The 15,735-nt window shown below is 41.7% G+C and carries 14 protein-coding genes; 13 read left to right on the top strand and 1 reads right to left on the bottom strand.

The features are described 5' to 3' along the window. Positions 1-87: 87 nt before the first annotated feature. On the bottom strand, positions 88-633 hold the full coding sequence (locus tag ACFPQ4_RS02725; protein ID WP_378110197.1) for a TetR/AcrR family transcriptional regulator: 546 nt from the start codon (positions 631-633) through the stop codon (positions 88-90). A 191-nt stretch (positions 634-824) separates the two neighbouring features. On the opposite strand from ACFPQ4_RS02725, the gene ACFPQ4_RS02720 reads away from it, so the two are divergent. The 13 genes from ACFPQ4_RS02720 (at position 825) to ACFPQ4_RS02660 (ending at position 15,648) form a co-directional block, all read left to right on the top strand. After that, positions 825-1,208 carry a DUF2255 family protein gene (locus ACFPQ4_RS02720; RefSeq protein WP_378110195.1) on the top strand — a complete coding sequence of 128 codons (384 nt, stop codon included), beginning with the start codon at positions 825-827 and terminating at the stop codon, positions 1,206-1,208. A gap of 64 nt (positions 1,209-1,272) precedes the next feature. After that, a complete protein-coding gene (locus ACFPQ4_RS02715; protein ID WP_378110194.1) occupies positions 1,273-2,247 on the top strand; it encodes an aldo/keto reductase in 975 nt (324 codons plus the stop codon). 16 nt (positions 2,248-2,263) lie between these two features. Further along, positions 2,264-3,022: a carboxymuconolactone decarboxylase family protein gene (locus ACFPQ4_RS02710; RefSeq protein WP_378110193.1), complete on the top strand. Its 759-nt coding sequence runs from the start codon at positions 2,264-2,266 to the stop codon at positions 3,020-3,022. 48 nt (positions 3,023-3,070) lie between these two features. After that, positions 3,071-3,934: an aldo/keto reductase gene (locus ACFPQ4_RS02705; RefSeq protein ID WP_378110192.1), complete on the top strand. Its 864-nt coding sequence runs from the start codon at positions 3,071-3,073 to the stop codon at positions 3,932-3,934. Positions 3,935-3,949: 15 nt separating this feature from the next. Then, on the top strand, positions 3,950-4,357 hold the full coding sequence (locus ACFPQ4_RS02700; protein ID WP_378110191.1) for a cupin domain-containing protein: 408 nt from the start codon (positions 3,950-3,952) through the stop codon (positions 4,355-4,357). A gap of 604 nt (positions 4,358-4,961) precedes the next feature. Then, positions 4,962-5,291: a hypothetical protein gene (locus tag ACFPQ4_RS02695; RefSeq protein WP_378110190.1), complete on the top strand. Its 330-nt coding sequence runs from the start codon at positions 4,962-4,964 to the stop codon at positions 5,289-5,291. A 248-nt stretch (positions 5,292-5,539) separates the two neighbouring features. After that, positions 5,540-6,364 carry a metallophosphoesterase family protein gene (locus ACFPQ4_RS02690; RefSeq protein WP_378110189.1) on the top strand — a complete coding sequence of 275 codons (825 nt, stop codon included), beginning with the start codon at positions 5,540-5,542 and terminating at the stop codon, positions 6,362-6,364. 19 nt (positions 6,365-6,383) lie between these two features. Then, complete coding sequence (locus ACFPQ4_RS02685) at positions 6,384-7,040, top strand: nucleotidyltransferase family protein (RefSeq protein ID WP_378110188.1); 657 nt, start codon at positions 6,384-6,386, stop codon at positions 7,038-7,040. A gap of 436 nt (positions 7,041-7,476) precedes the next feature. After that, positions 7,477-8,859 (top strand): ApeA N-terminal domain 1-containing protein, encoded by a 1,383-nt coding sequence (locus ACFPQ4_RS02680; protein WP_378110527.1) that lies wholly within the window; start codon positions 7,477-7,479, stop codon positions 8,857-8,859. 190 nt (positions 8,860-9,049) lie between these two features. Beyond that, the gene (locus ACFPQ4_RS02675; RefSeq protein WP_378110187.1) at positions 9,050-10,222 is read left to right on the top strand and encodes an ABC-three component system protein; all 1,173 of its coding nucleotides are present in this window, start codon (positions 9,050-9,052) and stop codon (positions 10,220-10,222) included. Then, positions 10,219-10,731 carry a three component ABC system middle component gene (locus ACFPQ4_RS02670; protein WP_378110186.1) on the top strand — a complete coding sequence of 171 codons (513 nt, stop codon included), beginning with the start codon at positions 10,219-10,221 and terminating at the stop codon, positions 10,729-10,731. Before ACFPQ4_RS02675 ends, ACFPQ4_RS02670 begins: the two co-directional genes overlap by 4 nt. After that, on the top strand, positions 10,728-12,920 hold the full coding sequence (locus tag ACFPQ4_RS02665; protein ID WP_378110185.1) for a DUF3732 domain-containing protein: 2,193 nt from the start codon (positions 10,728-10,730) through the stop codon (positions 12,918-12,920). Before ACFPQ4_RS02670 ends, ACFPQ4_RS02665 begins: the two co-directional genes overlap by 4 nt. Positions 12,921-13,095: 175 nt before the next feature. Beyond that, positions 13,096-15,648 (top strand): DEAD/DEAH box helicase, encoded by a 2,553-nt coding sequence (locus ACFPQ4_RS02660; protein ID WP_378110184.1) that lies wholly within the window; start codon positions 13,096-13,098, stop codon positions 15,646-15,648. Positions 15,649-15,735: the final 87 nt, after the last annotated feature.

Raw genomic sequence — 15,735 nt, 5'->3', positions numbered from 1 at the left:
AATTCATTGACCAAATTGTTACACAAATAAGGAGCAGTTGAGTATAAGATATCTGCTCCTTGTTCTATGAGCTATTTGTAAAAACGACTAAAAGTTCCTATCTAACAATATTCCTGTTTGTTCTGCAATGACACGTGGCGGTAAAGGCATCCCATTCCTGAACCACCATTCCACTGCACCTACGACTGCAGCCCCAAAAAATTGAAGGATAACATCTTCACTTAAACCCTGATTCTTTCCTTCGGTTACATCAACTTCAACCTTATATTCTTGGACAACTAAATCAAGAAATCGACTACGAAAATGAGCTGCACTTTTCGTGTTAAGCATTGTTGAAAAGAACAAATGATTGTCCGCAAAGTATTCGAACCAGATATAATTTCCTTCTCTAAAAGTCAACTCAGATGCAGATTGGCAAAGTTCACGGAGATTACTTATGTGTTCTTCGATAATCTTATCAAGTAAGTCATATTTATCCATGTAGTGGAGATAGATTGTTCCTCTATTAACATTTGCTCTGTCGGAAATATCCCGGATTGTAATGTCATCGAAGTTTTTTTCAGTCATAAGTTCAAGAATTGCTTTCTTTATTGCCTCTTGAGATTTGAGTACCCTTCTATCTACTTTTGACATTTTATAAATCACCTTTCCAAGGTAATCAACAACTGTTGATGATTTGTTCAATAATCTACACATCGCATGATATTGACGATTGAAAGTAACTTATTTCCGTTTTAAATTATAAACATGAGTTGATTATACAATCAATGCTCAATATGTCAAAGGTATAGATAAATATGCTTAATTTTCGAGGAGGATTCGCAATGGTCACTTGGTTAAAAGACGAACTGCGCAGGATCACAGATGCTGATGATCTGCACATCTCACCGTTCCGTGAGGACGGAGTAACCTACGGCACCCCGACTTGGATTTGGTTCGTTGTGGTTGGTGACTCACTCTTTGTGCGTGCCTACAATGGTCAGAACTCCCGTTGGTATCGGGCGGCAGTTCGACAGAAGGCAGGACGAATCACTGTCGCTGGCATGACGAAGGAAGTCACTTTTGAACCAATCGAGGGGCAGATCAACGACCCAATCGATAATGCGTATCGTGTGAAATACAATGACAGCCCCTATCTAAATTCGATGATAAGTACGCGAGCCCGTTCTGCGACAGTCAAAGTTGCGCCGCGCGAACCTAACGCTTAATTTTAGCATCAAGAAAGTCACACTTATTTGACCAGTAATTAATGAAAAAGGGAGGATTAGTGAAATGGATTTTACGAAACTGGGGAATACTGGATTGGATGTGTCTCGTATTTGTCTTGGTTGTATGGGCTTCGGCGACGCAGAGAAAGGGCATCATAGATGGGTGCTTGATGAGGAGCACGCTCGTCCAATTATAAAAAAGGCTTTGGAGCTTGGAATCAATTTTTTTGATACAGCGAATGTATATGCCGAGGGAACAAGTGAGGAAATCGTTGGAAAGGTACTAAAGGATTATGCGAACCGTGATGAAATTGTCCTCGCGACCAAGATACATGGACAAATGCATCGAGGACCCAATGGAGCCGGACTTTCCCGTAAAGCGATCATGAGCGAAATCGACAAGAGTCTTAAGAGATTGAGAACCGAATACGTTGATTTATATCAAATTCATCGTTGGGATTACAATACGCCCATCGAAGAGACTATGGAGGCACTTCATGACGTAGTTAAGGCTGGTAAAGCACGATACATCGGAGCTTCTGCCATGTGGGCATGGCAGTTTCAGAAAGCATTGCATGTAGCTGAGAAAAATGGATGGACACGATTTGTATCAATGCAAAATCATTTGAACCTCATTTACCGCGAAGAGGAGCGAGAGATGCTGCCGCTTTGCAAAGAAGAAAAAATCGGGGTCATTCCTTATAGCCCGCTCGCAGGAGGAAGATTGGCGCGGGAGGCAACTACACATCGTGCCGAAACCGATCTAATTGCCAAGCAAAAATATGATGCAACAGCAGATGCGGATCAGTTGATAGTAGAGCGGGTTGCGAGTCTAGCGGAGAAGCATGGCGTTCGCCGCGTTCATATCGCACTTGCGTGGCTTCTGCACAAAGAACCGGTCACCTCCCCCATTGTCGGTGCAACAAAAATTTCCCATCTTGAGGATGCGGAAGCTGCTCTTTCCGTTAAATTAACACCTGAAGAAAGTACGTTTTTGGAAGAACCATATTTACCGCACCGAATTGTTGGTCATTTTTAAGTAATCGGAGGTTTATATGATGGATCGAATTGAGAAGAGTAAGGAAAAGTACAATCAGTTATTCGGTAATGGAGTACCTAAGTCATACGCTACCGATCCTGATTTACAGGACATCCTGAGCCACTTCATTTTTGGAGAAGTTTTTTATCAAGGTAACCTGGATGATAAGCAACGCGAGCTTATCACTTTAGTGGTGCTTGCGACTAACCAAACATTGCCTCAGCTGAGGGCGCATATCCATGCCGCGTTAAACATTGGACTCACACCGATTGAAATCAAAGAGGCAATTTATCAATGTGCACCATACCTTGGATTTCCCAAAACGTTGAATGCGATTAACGAAGTTAATGAAGTATTTATATCCAAGAATATTGCATTACCGCTTAAGAGCCAAAAGCAGGTGGATGATAATATACGTTTTGACAAGGGGTTTGCCGTGCAGGAAGAGATCTTTGGTGATGTCATTTCAAAGACGCGGGAGAGTGCCCCATCCAATCAAAAGCATATACAGGACTATCTTTCCGCTTTCTGTTTTGGGGATTTCTACACACGCGGTGGACTTGATTTGAAAACACGGGAATTGCTCACGTTTTGTATTCTAAGCGCACTCGGCGGAGCGGAAGGTCAAGTGAAGGCGCATGTGCAAGGGAACGTGAATGTGGGCAACGACAAGGAGACATTAATCGCCGCCATTACGCAATGCCTACCTTATATGGGTTTTCCGAGGGCACTTAATGCATTAGCATGCATTAATGAAATTATTCCTGAAAATTAAGGACACTTTAGACACTGAAGAGTCAAGCATAGCAAAGGGGACAAAAACATGTTTAATGAAACTTACAGCTTATTAAATGGTGTAGTCATTCCGAAATTAGGTCTTGGCACCTGGCTGCTTGACGAAGGACAGGCAGAGCAGGCAGTTCGTGATGCGGTGTCCATCGGATATCGCCATATCGATACTGCCCAGGCTTATATGAATGAAGCCGGTGTAGGCAAGGCAATCTGTTCTTGCGGTATCGCAAGAGAAGAGCTTTTCATTACGACAAAGGTTGCTGCAGAAGCAAAGAACTATGATGCAGTTACGAAATCCATTGATGAGTCTTTAGCAAAATTGGGGCTAGAATACATTGACCTTCTGCTTATTCACAGCCCACAGCCTTGGAAGGAGTTCCGCGAGGAGAACCGTTACTTCGAGGAAAACAAAGAAGTATGGAAATCAATGGAATATGCTTATAAGACTGGTAAAGTAAAGGCAATCGGTCTTTCTAACTTCCTACAGGACGATGTAGAGAACATTCTTGCAAGCTGTGAGATCAAGCCTATGGTAAATCAAATATTGGCACATGTGAGCAATACTCCTTTGGAGCTCATTGAATTCTGCCAGAAGCATGACATCCTGGTAGAGGCTTATTCACCAATTGCACACGGTGCAGTCCTTGATAATACAGAGATTAAGGTAATAGCTGATAAGTATGGAGTATCTGTTGCTCAGCTTTGCCTACGTTATGATACTCAACTTGGTCTTGTGGTAATTCCTAAGACGGCAAATCCAGATCACATGAGAATCAATACAGAGCTTGATTTTGTTATCAGCGATGCAGATATGGAGACTTTGAAGAATGTAGAGCACATCCAAAATTATGGTGAGCATAGCTTCTTCCCGGTTTTTGGCGGGAAATTAAAATAAACAGGAGGAATTAAAATGGCAAAACATGAAGAAGTAAAAAATGGCGTTATTTTCCCGGTGGGCGAAAAAAATGAAGTATTTGCACAATATTTTGTGGGGCAAAGTTATCTTAAATCATTAGTTGCTGATCCTAAAGTGAATGTTGGTGTTGGGAATGTGACTTTTGAACCGGGATGCAGAAATAACTGGCATATTCATCGTGATGGATTTCAACTTTTATTAGTAACTGGTGGCGAAGGTTGGTACCAAGAAGAAGGAAAACCTGCCCAATTCTTAAAAGCCGGTGATGTTATTGTCACCCATGATGGTGTCAAACACTGGCATGGCGCTACAAAAGAAAGCTGGTTTGAACACATTGCAATCACTGCAGGCAAGCCGGAATGGTTAGAACCAATAACAGATGAGGAATATAACAAACTTTAGAACGCCAAGTAACGCTCGATACCTGAAGTAATCAATGGATTAAAGTGAAGAACTACCTATACGATGTCATTCAGAGCGGCGCGATCCGTAAATCCCAGTTCGGTTGGTCGCTTTTGAAGGATGGACGCCCTATTGGAATCACGGAATTTGTTCCCCAAGCTGAACGCAGAGCCTTCGCCAAAATCGCGCAACAGCTCGTTCGCGGTGAGGATAAGAACTGGATCTATCTCCATCCCCACATTAACAGTAAAGTAAAATTCTAGTGCTACACGAAACAGAACTTGCTCAGAACACCGAGCTTTGTTGAGTTCGTCATATAGCTATACCGAAGAGTGCCGAGAAATCGGCACTTTTTATTTTTCCGCTGAGTCCTTTTAGGTTGAGCAAATCTTAGCGTGGGGTTCTTATACATATCCTTGATGAACGCCTAAGTGAACTCTCACTTAGATTTTTCTATTATTAGAGGAATTTTCTCTACTCGCTCGAGCGGGGTTCAATTTCAGCAGTTAGTAACTGAGACCAAATATAAGTACAGGGATACTACTGAACATAAACAACCAGTTCAACCAATTCCAACATTCAATCGGCTAAGGAGCTTCTTACTATGCCTACTCTCTTACACGTCTACAATAACCGTTCAAGCCTGATGCGCAGATCCGCCGAATATGGAATCCAGTCACTCAGGTTGTATGGTTCAGCCCTCTACGAAAAAGGGAACGCCAAAAGCAGCATCGACTTAATAGCCATTTTCGATCCAACAGTGGAAGGAAGTATTCCATCCAATTCGTTCATTGAGTGGGAGCTAAAGAATGTCTTAGGCAGGGACAGAGACATCTCAATAGTCGATTCCCGGCAAACTACCGCCGAACAGCTCATCTTGTCCTCGGTGGACATCATGAATATCGACCCCAACTGCATCTACAGTAAGGAGTAGTAGAGAAAGCTCAATATCCGAAAATGGGCGTTATGCCAGATGTGCAGTAGGTGTTCTCATATGATCGCAAAGACAAGTCAGTCTCACCTTGTCAGGTCTGTAGGATTGGAGTAAATGCTGAACCAGTGAGTACGTAGCAGCAAGGCTAAACTGAGTTCGGTTGTAACACCTTCCTTCATTTCAGGGGTTCAATTACCCCCTCAACTACGGTAGAATACAACAAATTCGTAACGGTGGGGGTTTACTATATGGCGGCTTCGTCCTTTGATCTAATATCTGACCTGCATATTGACCACTGGTTTAACCAATACAATCACGCCCAGCAAATAAGTATCGACGTGTTCGTAGATGCCCTTGTCCCTGCAAATCCTTCAGAGGTTCTGATCATTGCGGGAGACCTGGGGCATCACAACCACCAGAATGAGCTTCTGTTGAGAAGCTTCAAGCGATACTACAAATACATTTTGTTGGTCTTTGGCAACCATGATCTTTATCTTGTAGACGTATCGGAGAAATGGCATTACGAGGACTCGATGACTCGACTGAAATCGATCCAGCACATGGTTGAACGGATCGAAGGTGTGACCTGCATAGATGGCTCGGTGGTCACCATAGATGGTATCAAATACGGAGGAGCCGGAATGTGGCATGACTTCTCTTATGGGGTATCATCATTAGGCTTTTCAGAGTCACGTCTTTACGCCGTTTGGCAGCAATACATGAATGATGCCAACCTGATCTTCCCGACATTCACCCGCGAGAGACTTAAGGGATTTTTTGAATGGGAACGTTGGAAGCTCGAAGAGGTCTTTAACGAATGTCAGGTCATCGTCACCCATGTCGGACCCGATGCATCAAGCATGCCGACCAAGTATAAGGACAGTCCAGTATCGACCTTTTTCTACTTCGATGGTTCTCACTTACTGGAGAGAGCGAACGGGAAGGTCTGGTGTTATGGTCACAGCCACGATCATGTAGATTATGTTCACAGCAGTGGTTGCCGTTTGATTAACAATGCACTCGGGTATCCAAGAGAGCGTACTGGGGCCAAGATTCGTACCATCCATTTATGAGTCAGGGAGGGGTTCTCACATGAACGTAATCGACACAATCATCGAACAGCGAACACGAATTATGGAGATCGCCGCGGCGCATGGGGTAATAGCATTGAAGCTTTATGGCAGCTGTCTTGCCCGAAGAGAGATGCCCGAGAGTGACATCGACTTCCTTGCAGAATTCGATCCAAGCATCCCTTTTGAGTGGGGTAAAGCTGCTGAGTTGATGGAAGAATTGGAGTTATTTTTCGACCGCCGAGTAAGTGTCGTTGACTCGAGAAACATACCCGATGTTTTCCGACCTAAAATCGATACCGATCCTGTAGACATTATGACTTTAGAGGTCGGCAAGGAGTACTCCATTTCTCCGAAGAGTAGCAGGATTTACTTCTACATGCTGAACAAACTGTTCAGGGATTATTACAATAAGACCGACCTAGAAGTAACACCACTAACAAGATGGGCTTATAAATCGCTTGCTGACCGAATCAGTTGGTGGTTCAGCCGTTTGCTAAGGTTGGAGGACAACGACTTGAAGGTGTATGAGGGGTTTGATTTCGTTGAAGTTCTGTATATTTGTGATCAATTCTGTTTTGAGCTAGATCCTAAGCTAGAAGATATAGAACGGTTGAAAAAGCAGCTCCCCTCTATCAAGGAGTATGTCGCGACAAGGCTCCCTCTGTATGAGAAGTGAAGGTGAAAACGAAATGCGGTTGCTCCAACACGGGGTAACCGCATTTTCTTTTAGCACCTTAAGTGAGCTACATTGTCGGTACATACTTTTGTTGCAGGAAGTAAGGACTATACTGGTGAATATTCACATACCGACACTTGACTGTAGGAGTGAAATACTTGGCGAGGTACACAGCCCGGCTATCCAATAAAACTGCCAGTTGTCATGGACTATGAAGTTCCTAAAGAGGGAGATGGTCTTCATATTAAAGAAATACAAAGCATTGTTCCATTATTCCAACCTCATAAGGATATGAGTTTTTTCCCATTAACTGAAGATCAATTTACTTTAATAGAGAAGATGTTAAAAAATGCTAATATAAAGAATTAATGAAATAACATGTAGTGATACAGAATCTGAACGAGTTATGCTAGAAGGAATAGGGGTGGGATAGTTGATGAATGTTCAGTGCAAATGGTCAAAAGGAAACGAAATTAAAGACAATGGTGATATCGGACAGCTTGCCATTGACGGTAACAATATAACTTTCCATATTGATGGGTATGGAGATCCATTCGCGCGAATTTTCGTTGGGAAAGATAGTTCCCATTTATATAAAGTGTTTACTACTGGTCAAAGTGGTGGAGATTCAACTGGAACCTTGTATCATGCTACAAAAGCTTTTTTATATAACGGAGAAGATTATATGGAGTTTAGTGGTAATAAAATTGAAGGGATTTCATCCTTCTCATTTGAAATTCCTGAGATCGTTGATTGGTTGAAAATACGTAGTGTTGATTTTTCTGTAAATGATGGTGTCATAACTATTCAAGAAAATCAGATTGAACCAATTCTTATCAGAGAGTCGAATCCAAGGATCTACTTGAAATATGAAACAAATCCCCCGTTCTTAAGCAGTAATGATAAAATCGAGATGACATTGAGAAATGCACCAAGAATATTTATTGAATACGAAACGAAGGTTGACGATGAAATAGTAATTAGTCATCTTCGTATAATTATGCGGTTTTTTGGACTACTTATAGGGAAAATAACATCTGCCGAAGATATAAGACTCATACTGAAAGAAGACGGTTTGAGAATGTGGCTCTTTGTGAACAAAGACTTCTCATATAATAATGAGATTTTATCAACTTATCGTTCCCGAGTTAATTACGACAAAATTAAAGAAGATCTTCAGGATTACTTCGAGAAATGGTTTATGTTTGCTGAAGATGAAAAATACACTTATTTGCAAGATGTGTTTTTCCACTTCAATGGAAAAAGGGGTTCAACAGTAGAGGATTTATTTCTAACTTATTGTAAATTCCTTGAGGGTTACGATTTACGTGTTTCTAACGATGAAGTGAAGGCGAACGTTTTAAAAGACAGGTTAGATGATCTGTTGAAAATAGATGCAATTAAGTCGGTGTTATCGCCAGTTTTCAAAGAAGCAGGCTCTTCGTATAAAGCTAAAGATGTTGCAAAATGGATTTCTACAGGATTCATAGAGAGAGTTAGTTTGAAAGATAGAATTAAAAGACTTGATAATAAATATTTGCAGATCTTATCTGCAAATAGCTTAGACGTAATTAATTCAGATGATAATGAGTTTTATACGAAAATAACAAAAACACGAAATTACTACTCACACTATAAGCAAGATAATAATGGAATCCTTGGTTATGCAGAAATGTATAGAACATTACCGTTGCTTGAAGCATTGATAGTAATAATTCTATTAAGTGAAATGGGTATGTCTATTGATGTCATTAAAGAATATATGATTCGTGACGAAAAATATTGGATGATATTATCGCATCACAGACCTAATGATTAATCTAAATAAAACAGTAATACGACAATTGGTCCTGCAGCTGCCACGAAATTCGGCAGCTTTTTATTTTGTCACGGATTATTATTCCCGAAGATATCTTACAATAAGAATTCCACAGATGGGGGAGGAAATATAAGTAAATTGTCGTATTTTAGTGTATAGGACTTTTGATCTTCAAAGTTGGAGGTAACCGATGAGTACAGATCACTCTGCTTCAGGTCAAGCTTTAGGATATGTGTATCAGTTTGATCGTGCTACTTATAGACTCTTCCAGTCTGGGGTAGATGTTGTCGAAATAGGAGTTGAGGATGTAGATGATGTAAGTGTTCATCTCGATAACGGTAATGAGATACGGGAACAGGATAAGTCTACCGTCAACTCTGGATCGCCACTCTCCGACAGAAGCGTTGCATTATGGAAGACGTTGCACATTTGGGCAGAGACGATTCTAGGAACACCATTAGTTTTAAACACTACAGAATTTCATCTCGCGACAAACGGCTCGCTTTCAGCAAAATGTCTTGCGCGGCGGATCAATGGATCGACAGATGGAAAATCCGCAAAGGTTGTTTGCGATGAATTAAGGACTATGATTCCGACCTTAAGGGACGACTTAGTTCCTTTTGGAAAAACACTAAGTAAACTGAGTAACGAACAGTTAAGCAGTTTGATCATAAAGGTATCTGTTTTCGATAAGATGAGTTCTAGATTTGGGGGTAATCTGGAGGACCTGCAGGCTCTTAGGGTGTTTGAGCCAGGTATGAAAGTCGGGATTTTCGATACAATGAATGGTTGGGTAAAACGAAAAATTAGAGAATTAGTTGAAAGCGGACAAAAGCCCAGAATTACCCGAGCTGATTTTGATAATGAGCTGCAGGGACTATTCAGAAAAGTTACAGTTGCTCGATTGTCAGCAATAATTGAACCATTTGATATGGACGTTGATTTAAGCGAATACGAATCTCACGGTTTTGTTAAGCAGTTAGATTGGATTAATGTGGACGAGGATGTAATCAGGGAGGCAATTCTGAACTTTCTACATGCACAAGACACGCGAATGAAATGGTCAGATAATAATGCGGTTTCCGAAACAACTCTTCTGCAATACGAGAAGGACTTGAAAAAATGCTGGGAAACTGCAAGTAGACGAGCGTACAGACAGTCCTTCCCTTCGGACGAGCTTAAGGGTCAAGAATGCATGGATTTAACTTTAGAACAGAACACATTCATCCATAATGAAATAATGCCAAAGTCAATCTCCTGTGGTAATTTCCACGCCTTAGCTCACTTTACCGAAGAGCAAGAAGCAGTTATAGGTTGGCATCCTAGCTTCAAATCCTTAACGAAAGGAAGCCCTAAACCATGAGCGGAACCCTTTTACGTGAGTATGAAATAATGCAAAACCCTGCTCTTGGGGGTAATGCGCTTTGGGCGTTTACTCAGGGGTTTATTTCAAGACCAACGGAAGAATTGCAGCCATTGACTTTGTGGCACTTAGTCAGTGTGCTTCCCTTGGTATTTCATGATACGAGTCGAAAAATGATCTTGAAAAGAAAACAGTCGTCTGGACTACGTTCAATTCTTGATCGGGACACAGCTAGTTCTGTAGCTCAAAACGAGACCGTTTTTAATATTGATAATCGTTTGAGTGTTATGGAGAATAGGACTTTCCGCTCCCTGAACGTAGCTATTGCTTGTAATCTCATCACTCTTGAAGAGGGCTACTTTACATCCAATGTTCCCTACAAGCTCCCTAAGAAGGTATCAGATGAAACAAAGGATGTATTAAAGGCAGCGAATAAGCTGGGGGTATGGGCAGGAAGTATGTCCTCTTTTGAATATCTGACGATACTAGGAGTGGAGCCACTAAAATGAACTTTGCAATTTTGAAGATTATCATATGGTCTAAAGATTCGAACAAAACTCCACGTATACTTAATTTTAAGCCGGGTGCAATAAACTATATTACGGGTGCGAGTCGTAGCGGTAAGTCAGCCATTATCGAAATAATTGATTACTGTTTTGGATCGGGAGGTTGTTCCATTCCCAAGATCGGTCCAATCAGACGGAATTCATCGTGGTATGGGTTGTTGATCAGTACGGTAGAGGGAGAAAAGTTACTTGCACGGAGAGATCCGGGTGACCAGAACTCCACGGATGATTATATGATCATCGAAGGGGTAAGTGTTTCGGTTCCCGACTTTCCTGAGAAAAATGCAAACCGCGACAATGCCAAGGGCATCTTGCAAAGGTTGGCAAAAATACCTCAGTCGAATTCGGACTTCAATGAGACGGGTAGCGGCTTTAAGGGAAGAGCTTCAATTTCAGACATGACCGCTTTTATGTTCCAGCCACAGCGAATAGTTGCGAACAATGAGACCATGTTCTTTGAGGCGGATGTGGAAGAACACGCTAGAAAGTTACGAGAAATCTTCCCCTTGGTATTGGGGGTTGTCGATGCTGAAACTTTGATAAAACAGCATCGCTTGCAAGAGGTCAGGCGGTTGATCGAGCGAAAACAACGGCAACTCGAAGCGTTAAAAATAAACATCGAGAATTTTTCAGGTGAGGTAAGAGGCAGATACATAGCCGCGGCACAATATGGTCTGGTACCGTCTCTACGGGTAGATGAGACGAGCACCCAGGTCTTGTTTGAACGACTAAAGGATATCGTTACTACATGGAAGAAAGATCCGACTTACTGGGATTCAGATGGTCACCATATCAACACCGAGAGGCTTTCATGGTTACGTGAACGGGAGAGCGCACTAAATTCAGAAATCACAACATTGAGGGTAAGGCGTACTCAGTTAAGAGAACTTTCCTTGGCTAGGGCAACTTCGGAAATTAACATCTCTAGAAAGCGAGACAGGCTATCCTCAACATCATGGCTAGTGGAGCGATTAAGTACTGATCATACGTGTCCTCTTTGTGGAAACAACAGTGAATCTCCTTCCAGTGAACTGAAAAAACTAATTGAATCTACTCAAAAAGTTGAAGCCCAATGGAAGGCTGTCGAGCTTGTTCCGCCAATGTTAGATGCAGAAGAGGTAGAACTACAGAAGCAGATCTCTGTTAAGGAATCTGAACTTCGCCAAGTTAGATCTGAACGTGAATATATTCAAGAAGAAACCGAAGAGATGCAAGCTACAAGAGAGCAACGCGCAATGTTTGTAGGTAGAACTGCGGAGTTCATTAACCTTCATGAGTCTTTAACTGATGAGGGGTTGTTTGCAAGTGAAATTGATGCATTGAAAGAAGAAGAGGCAGATTTACTTAAGGCAGTAGACTTTGAAACATTTACTCAAAGGAAAGAAACAGCGTTGTTTAAGTTTTCAAGGTTTGCTGGTCACTACGGCAATATTGTTGAACTAGAAACAGGGGATGATCTGATTCAGCTTGATACCAATAAGCTAACCATACGAGTTATTGACGAGAAAGGTGGCACTGCATGGTTACGTGAAATTGGTAGCGGAGCTAACTGGCTTGGTTATCACGTAGCTACCTTATTGGCGTTACATGAACTTTTTATTAGCCAAGACATCCCTTACGTGCCGAGTCTTTTAGTCATTGATCAACCGAGTCAAACTCAATTCCCTGATGATACCGAAGAGGATTCGGAGAATGAGGAATTACAGGCAGTGAATAAAGTTTTTCAGGCGTTATCGTCGGGAATCAAAAGAACGAATGGAATTTTGCAGGTAATTGTAAGCGAGCATGCAGGTCAGAGTGTTGTAGATGGTCTTGAGAACGTACACCTTGTCGAGAGATGGCGTAAAGGACGTAAGATGATACCATGGCATTGGAGCAACGAAATGGATGTCAAAATGATCGGTAAAAACGCCCAATATGCGGCGGATGACTTGTTTAAGTCACACATCGAACCTGCTTGTAGGGATGCAGTTGGAGATGATTCTTGCGAGGTCAGTATCGTAAATGCCTCGTTTAGCGTGGATGGTGTAACATTTAGCGCATTAGCAGAAACCCTAAAGCAAGGGACTATTGAACTTTCAGGACTAATTGATTTCGATTTAATGGTAACTTTATTGATGCCGATAGACTAATACTAAGCCGCCAGTATTTGCCTGGCGGCTTAACTTTCGTTAAAGGTGGTCCGCTTCCTCATTGCTTGGTTTACGTATTTGCAAAAATCGCACTGATTATGCAAAAAGTAACAAACTTCGACAGATAGTCTGGTATATAATACTGGGAAAATCTAAGTCTAGGAATGGAGAATCGATGATGAGCTTATTCAAGAGTAGGATTAGAGGCGGAAACGGTGGTGGTCCACAAAAGCCTTCAGACCCAACTGAAATTTTCAAAACCTTGATTCATCAGGAAGGATACGACTATCTTCGGGATATTCAAAAAGACTTTTTGAAGTTGTGGTATAGCAATCGTGGACAGAGAGATGTAGTAGGGATCTTAAACACCGGTGCAGGTAAGACATTGATTGGTCAATTGATGCTCCTTTCTAAGATGAATGAAGGGGTAGGACCTGTGGTATATCTTTGTCCTGATAAGCAACTTGTGGAACAAGCCATCCAACAGGCTGCTATTCACAATATACCTGTAGTTACAATCTTTCAAGAACCAGGTCAAGCAGCTGAGTTCCCAGTTGAGTTCCTGAATGGAAAAGCAATTCTTGTCACTACATTCGAGAGAATGTTTAACGGTCGCTCAATTTTCGGCGTTGATGGGTATGGGAGTCGACCAATTCAAGAAATCGGTGCGTTCGTTATTGATGATGCCCATAGTTGTATTAAGAAGGCTCGTCAGCAAAGTACGATTATTTTTGAGAGGGATCATCCTGCGTACTCAAAATTGTATAAGCTATTCGAATCTTCAATCCGCGAGCAGGGTGAAGGAGCGCTAACTGCCATAAAGTCTGGGGATTCCACGGTTTCTCGGATCGTTCCCTACTGGGTTTGGAGGCAGCATAAAGATTCAGTTTTTAGTATCCTTCAAAAGTTGTATGAAGACAACGATGATTCTGTTTTCTTCACTTGGGGTATTATTGGCGATGAATTGTCAAAGTGCCAATGTTATATAAGTGGCAGCCAAATTGAAATTACACCGCTTCAAATTCCTGTGCAAAGAATTCCTTCATTTTTTAACGCCAAGAATAGGTTTATTTTGTCAGCAACATTTAATAACAGTACTGATCTAATAACTGAACTAGGAATTGAAAAGGATTCAGTTGTATCTCCTTTAGAGGTTGATAACCAGGGGGACGCTGGAGAAAGGTTAATTATCGCTCCTAAGAGGTATTTCGCTGATTTGACTGACGAAATGATGCGACCAATTATCGCAAAGTATGCTGAGACGCATAATGTTGTGGTAATCGTTCCCAATGGTGGAAAAGCAAAGGCATGGGCTAAGTACAATCCGACTCTTGTTGATAAAGATAATATTCTAGCCGCGACTGAAACTTTGAGGCAGTCCCAAGGAAATCTCATGGTATTTCTTAACAGATACGATGGGGTCGACTTGGCAGGGGACTCTTGCAGAATTCTAGTTCTTGATGGAAAACCGAGTGCATACTCCGCAAGAGAACGGTATATCTCAATTGTGCGAGAGGGATCGCCTTTCTTAAATGCTCAGACAGCTCAGACAATCGAACAGGGCTTAGGAAGAGCAGTAAGGTCAGGTAGTGATCATTGTGCAGTTTTCATTTTGGACAACTCATTGCTTAATTTCATTGGAGTTGATGCGAATCGTTCCTTCTTTAATCCTGCTACAAGAGCGCAAATTGATTTTGGTCTTGAGCTGTTTGGCGAGCAGAAACCAACATCTTGTGAAGAGGCATTGAAGGAGATTTATGGAGCGGTGGAGGCTTGTTTAACTGGTGATCAAGAATGGCGTCAGTTTCACAAGGATATGATTTTGAACGCTGAACCAGACGATAAAAGCGCGACATCTCACCTGCTCGATATTGCCGAGATGGAGAGAATTGGACTCAAGAAGTATCGTGATGATTTTTACGAAGATGCTTGCGGTGTCATTCGCGATTTTATGAACACGCATAAAGATTCTATGAGTAATATTGATGAGGCTTATTATCTGCAAATGGGAGCAACTTTGCTAGATTACTTCAATCCAGTTGGAGCTGCTGACATGCAGGTAAAAGCAAAGAGCCTTTCATCGAAGGTATTAAAACCGCAAGCCCATACTTACTCGAAACTGACCAAGGTTAAAGGACGGCAAGCTGATATTGTTGTTAAGTGGTTGGAGCAATACTCGAATGGAACTGACGTGGTTATTGCTATTGAGAACTTGTATGCAGATTTAATTTACTCACCTGATGTTGATTCTCATATGTTTGAAAAGAGTGTTCATCAAATTGGAGAGTTTCTCGGGTTTACTTCTCAGATGCCGGAGGAAGATGAGGGCGATGGACCGGATAATCTATGGAGAATGGAAAACGGGGTCAATCTTATCATCGAGGCAAAAAATAATAGCACCAATGATAAGGTTTCTAGATCAGAAATTGAACAGTTACTTCATTCGATTCAGTGGCATAACGATAAATATGGCACTGAGCAGAAGTATGTTCCTATTATGTTACATAGGGGCACAAGATCATTTGAAAATGCTCATCCTTCGGAAGACAGCAGAGTCATGCATGAAGCGTTATTAAAACAACTGAAAGATGCCCTTTCGAATTTGGCTAAAGCACTTTCCCAGAAGCCACCTAAGTTTTGGACGATCGCAGAGGTACACACACTACTTTCAACCAATGGTCTGTTATATAGTCAATTCGCAGACAAATACACGATTCCTTTACGGTAAAGACCGAGTCGTGAAGTAAAATGTTAGAGCTAGCGTAATTCGTCCAGCACTAGACGGTGTTAGTTGTCCACGAATTGACGGGAAAAC

Source organism: Cohnella yongneupensis (assembly GCF_042655785.1).
GTDB classification, from domain to species: domain Bacteria; phylum Bacillota; class Bacilli; order Paenibacillales; family Paenibacillaceae; genus Cohnella; species Cohnella yongneupensis.
Note: the sequence above shows the minus strand (reverse complement) of the source record. Positions and strands in the feature narration are given on the sequence as shown.

What these genes read in the sequence shown, in the direction of transcription:
- ACFPQ4_RS02725 (WP_378110197.1), bottom strand. Translation starts at nt 633, where the DNA reads ATGTCAAAAGTAGATAGAAGGGTACTCAAATCTCAAGAGGCAATAAAG.
- ACFPQ4_RS02720 (WP_378110195.1), top strand. Translation starts at nt 825, where the DNA reads ATGGTCACTTGGTTAAAAGACGAACTGCGCAGGATCACAGATGCTGAT.
- ACFPQ4_RS02715 (WP_378110194.1), top strand. Translation starts at nt 1,273, where the DNA reads ATGGATTTTACGAAACTGGGGAATACTGGATTGGATGTGTCTCGTATT.
- ACFPQ4_RS02710 (WP_378110193.1), top strand. Translation starts at nt 2,264, where the DNA reads ATGATGGATCGAATTGAGAAGAGTAAGGAAAAGTACAATCAGTTATTC.
- ACFPQ4_RS02705 (WP_378110192.1), top strand. Translation starts at nt 3,071, where the DNA reads ATGTTTAATGAAACTTACAGCTTATTAAATGGTGTAGTCATTCCGAAA.
- ACFPQ4_RS02700 (WP_378110191.1), top strand. Translation starts at nt 3,950, where the DNA reads ATGGCAAAACATGAAGAAGTAAAAAATGGCGTTATTTTCCCGGTGGGC.
- ACFPQ4_RS02695 (WP_378110190.1), top strand. Translation starts at nt 4,962, where the DNA reads ATGCCTACTCTCTTACACGTCTACAATAACCGTTCAAGCCTGATGCGC.
- ACFPQ4_RS02690 (WP_378110189.1), top strand. Translation starts at nt 5,540, where the DNA reads ATGGCGGCTTCGTCCTTTGATCTAATATCTGACCTGCATATTGACCAC.
- ACFPQ4_RS02685 (WP_378110188.1), top strand. Translation starts at nt 6,384, where the DNA reads ATGAACGTAATCGACACAATCATCGAACAGCGAACACGAATTATGGAG.
- ACFPQ4_RS02680 (WP_378110527.1), top strand. Translation starts at nt 7,477, where the DNA reads ATGAATGTTCAGTGCAAATGGTCAAAAGGAAACGAAATTAAAGACAAT.
- ACFPQ4_RS02675 (WP_378110187.1), top strand. Translation starts at nt 9,050, where the DNA reads ATGAGTACAGATCACTCTGCTTCAGGTCAAGCTTTAGGATATGTGTAT.
- ACFPQ4_RS02670 (WP_378110186.1), top strand. Translation starts at nt 10,219, where the DNA reads ATGAGCGGAACCCTTTTACGTGAGTATGAAATAATGCAAAACCCTGCT.
- ACFPQ4_RS02665 (WP_378110185.1), top strand. Translation starts at nt 10,728, where the DNA reads ATGAACTTTGCAATTTTGAAGATTATCATATGGTCTAAAGATTCGAAC.
- ACFPQ4_RS02660 (WP_378110184.1), top strand. Translation starts at nt 13,096, where the DNA reads ATGATGAGCTTATTCAAGAGTAGGATTAGAGGCGGAAACGGTGGTGGT.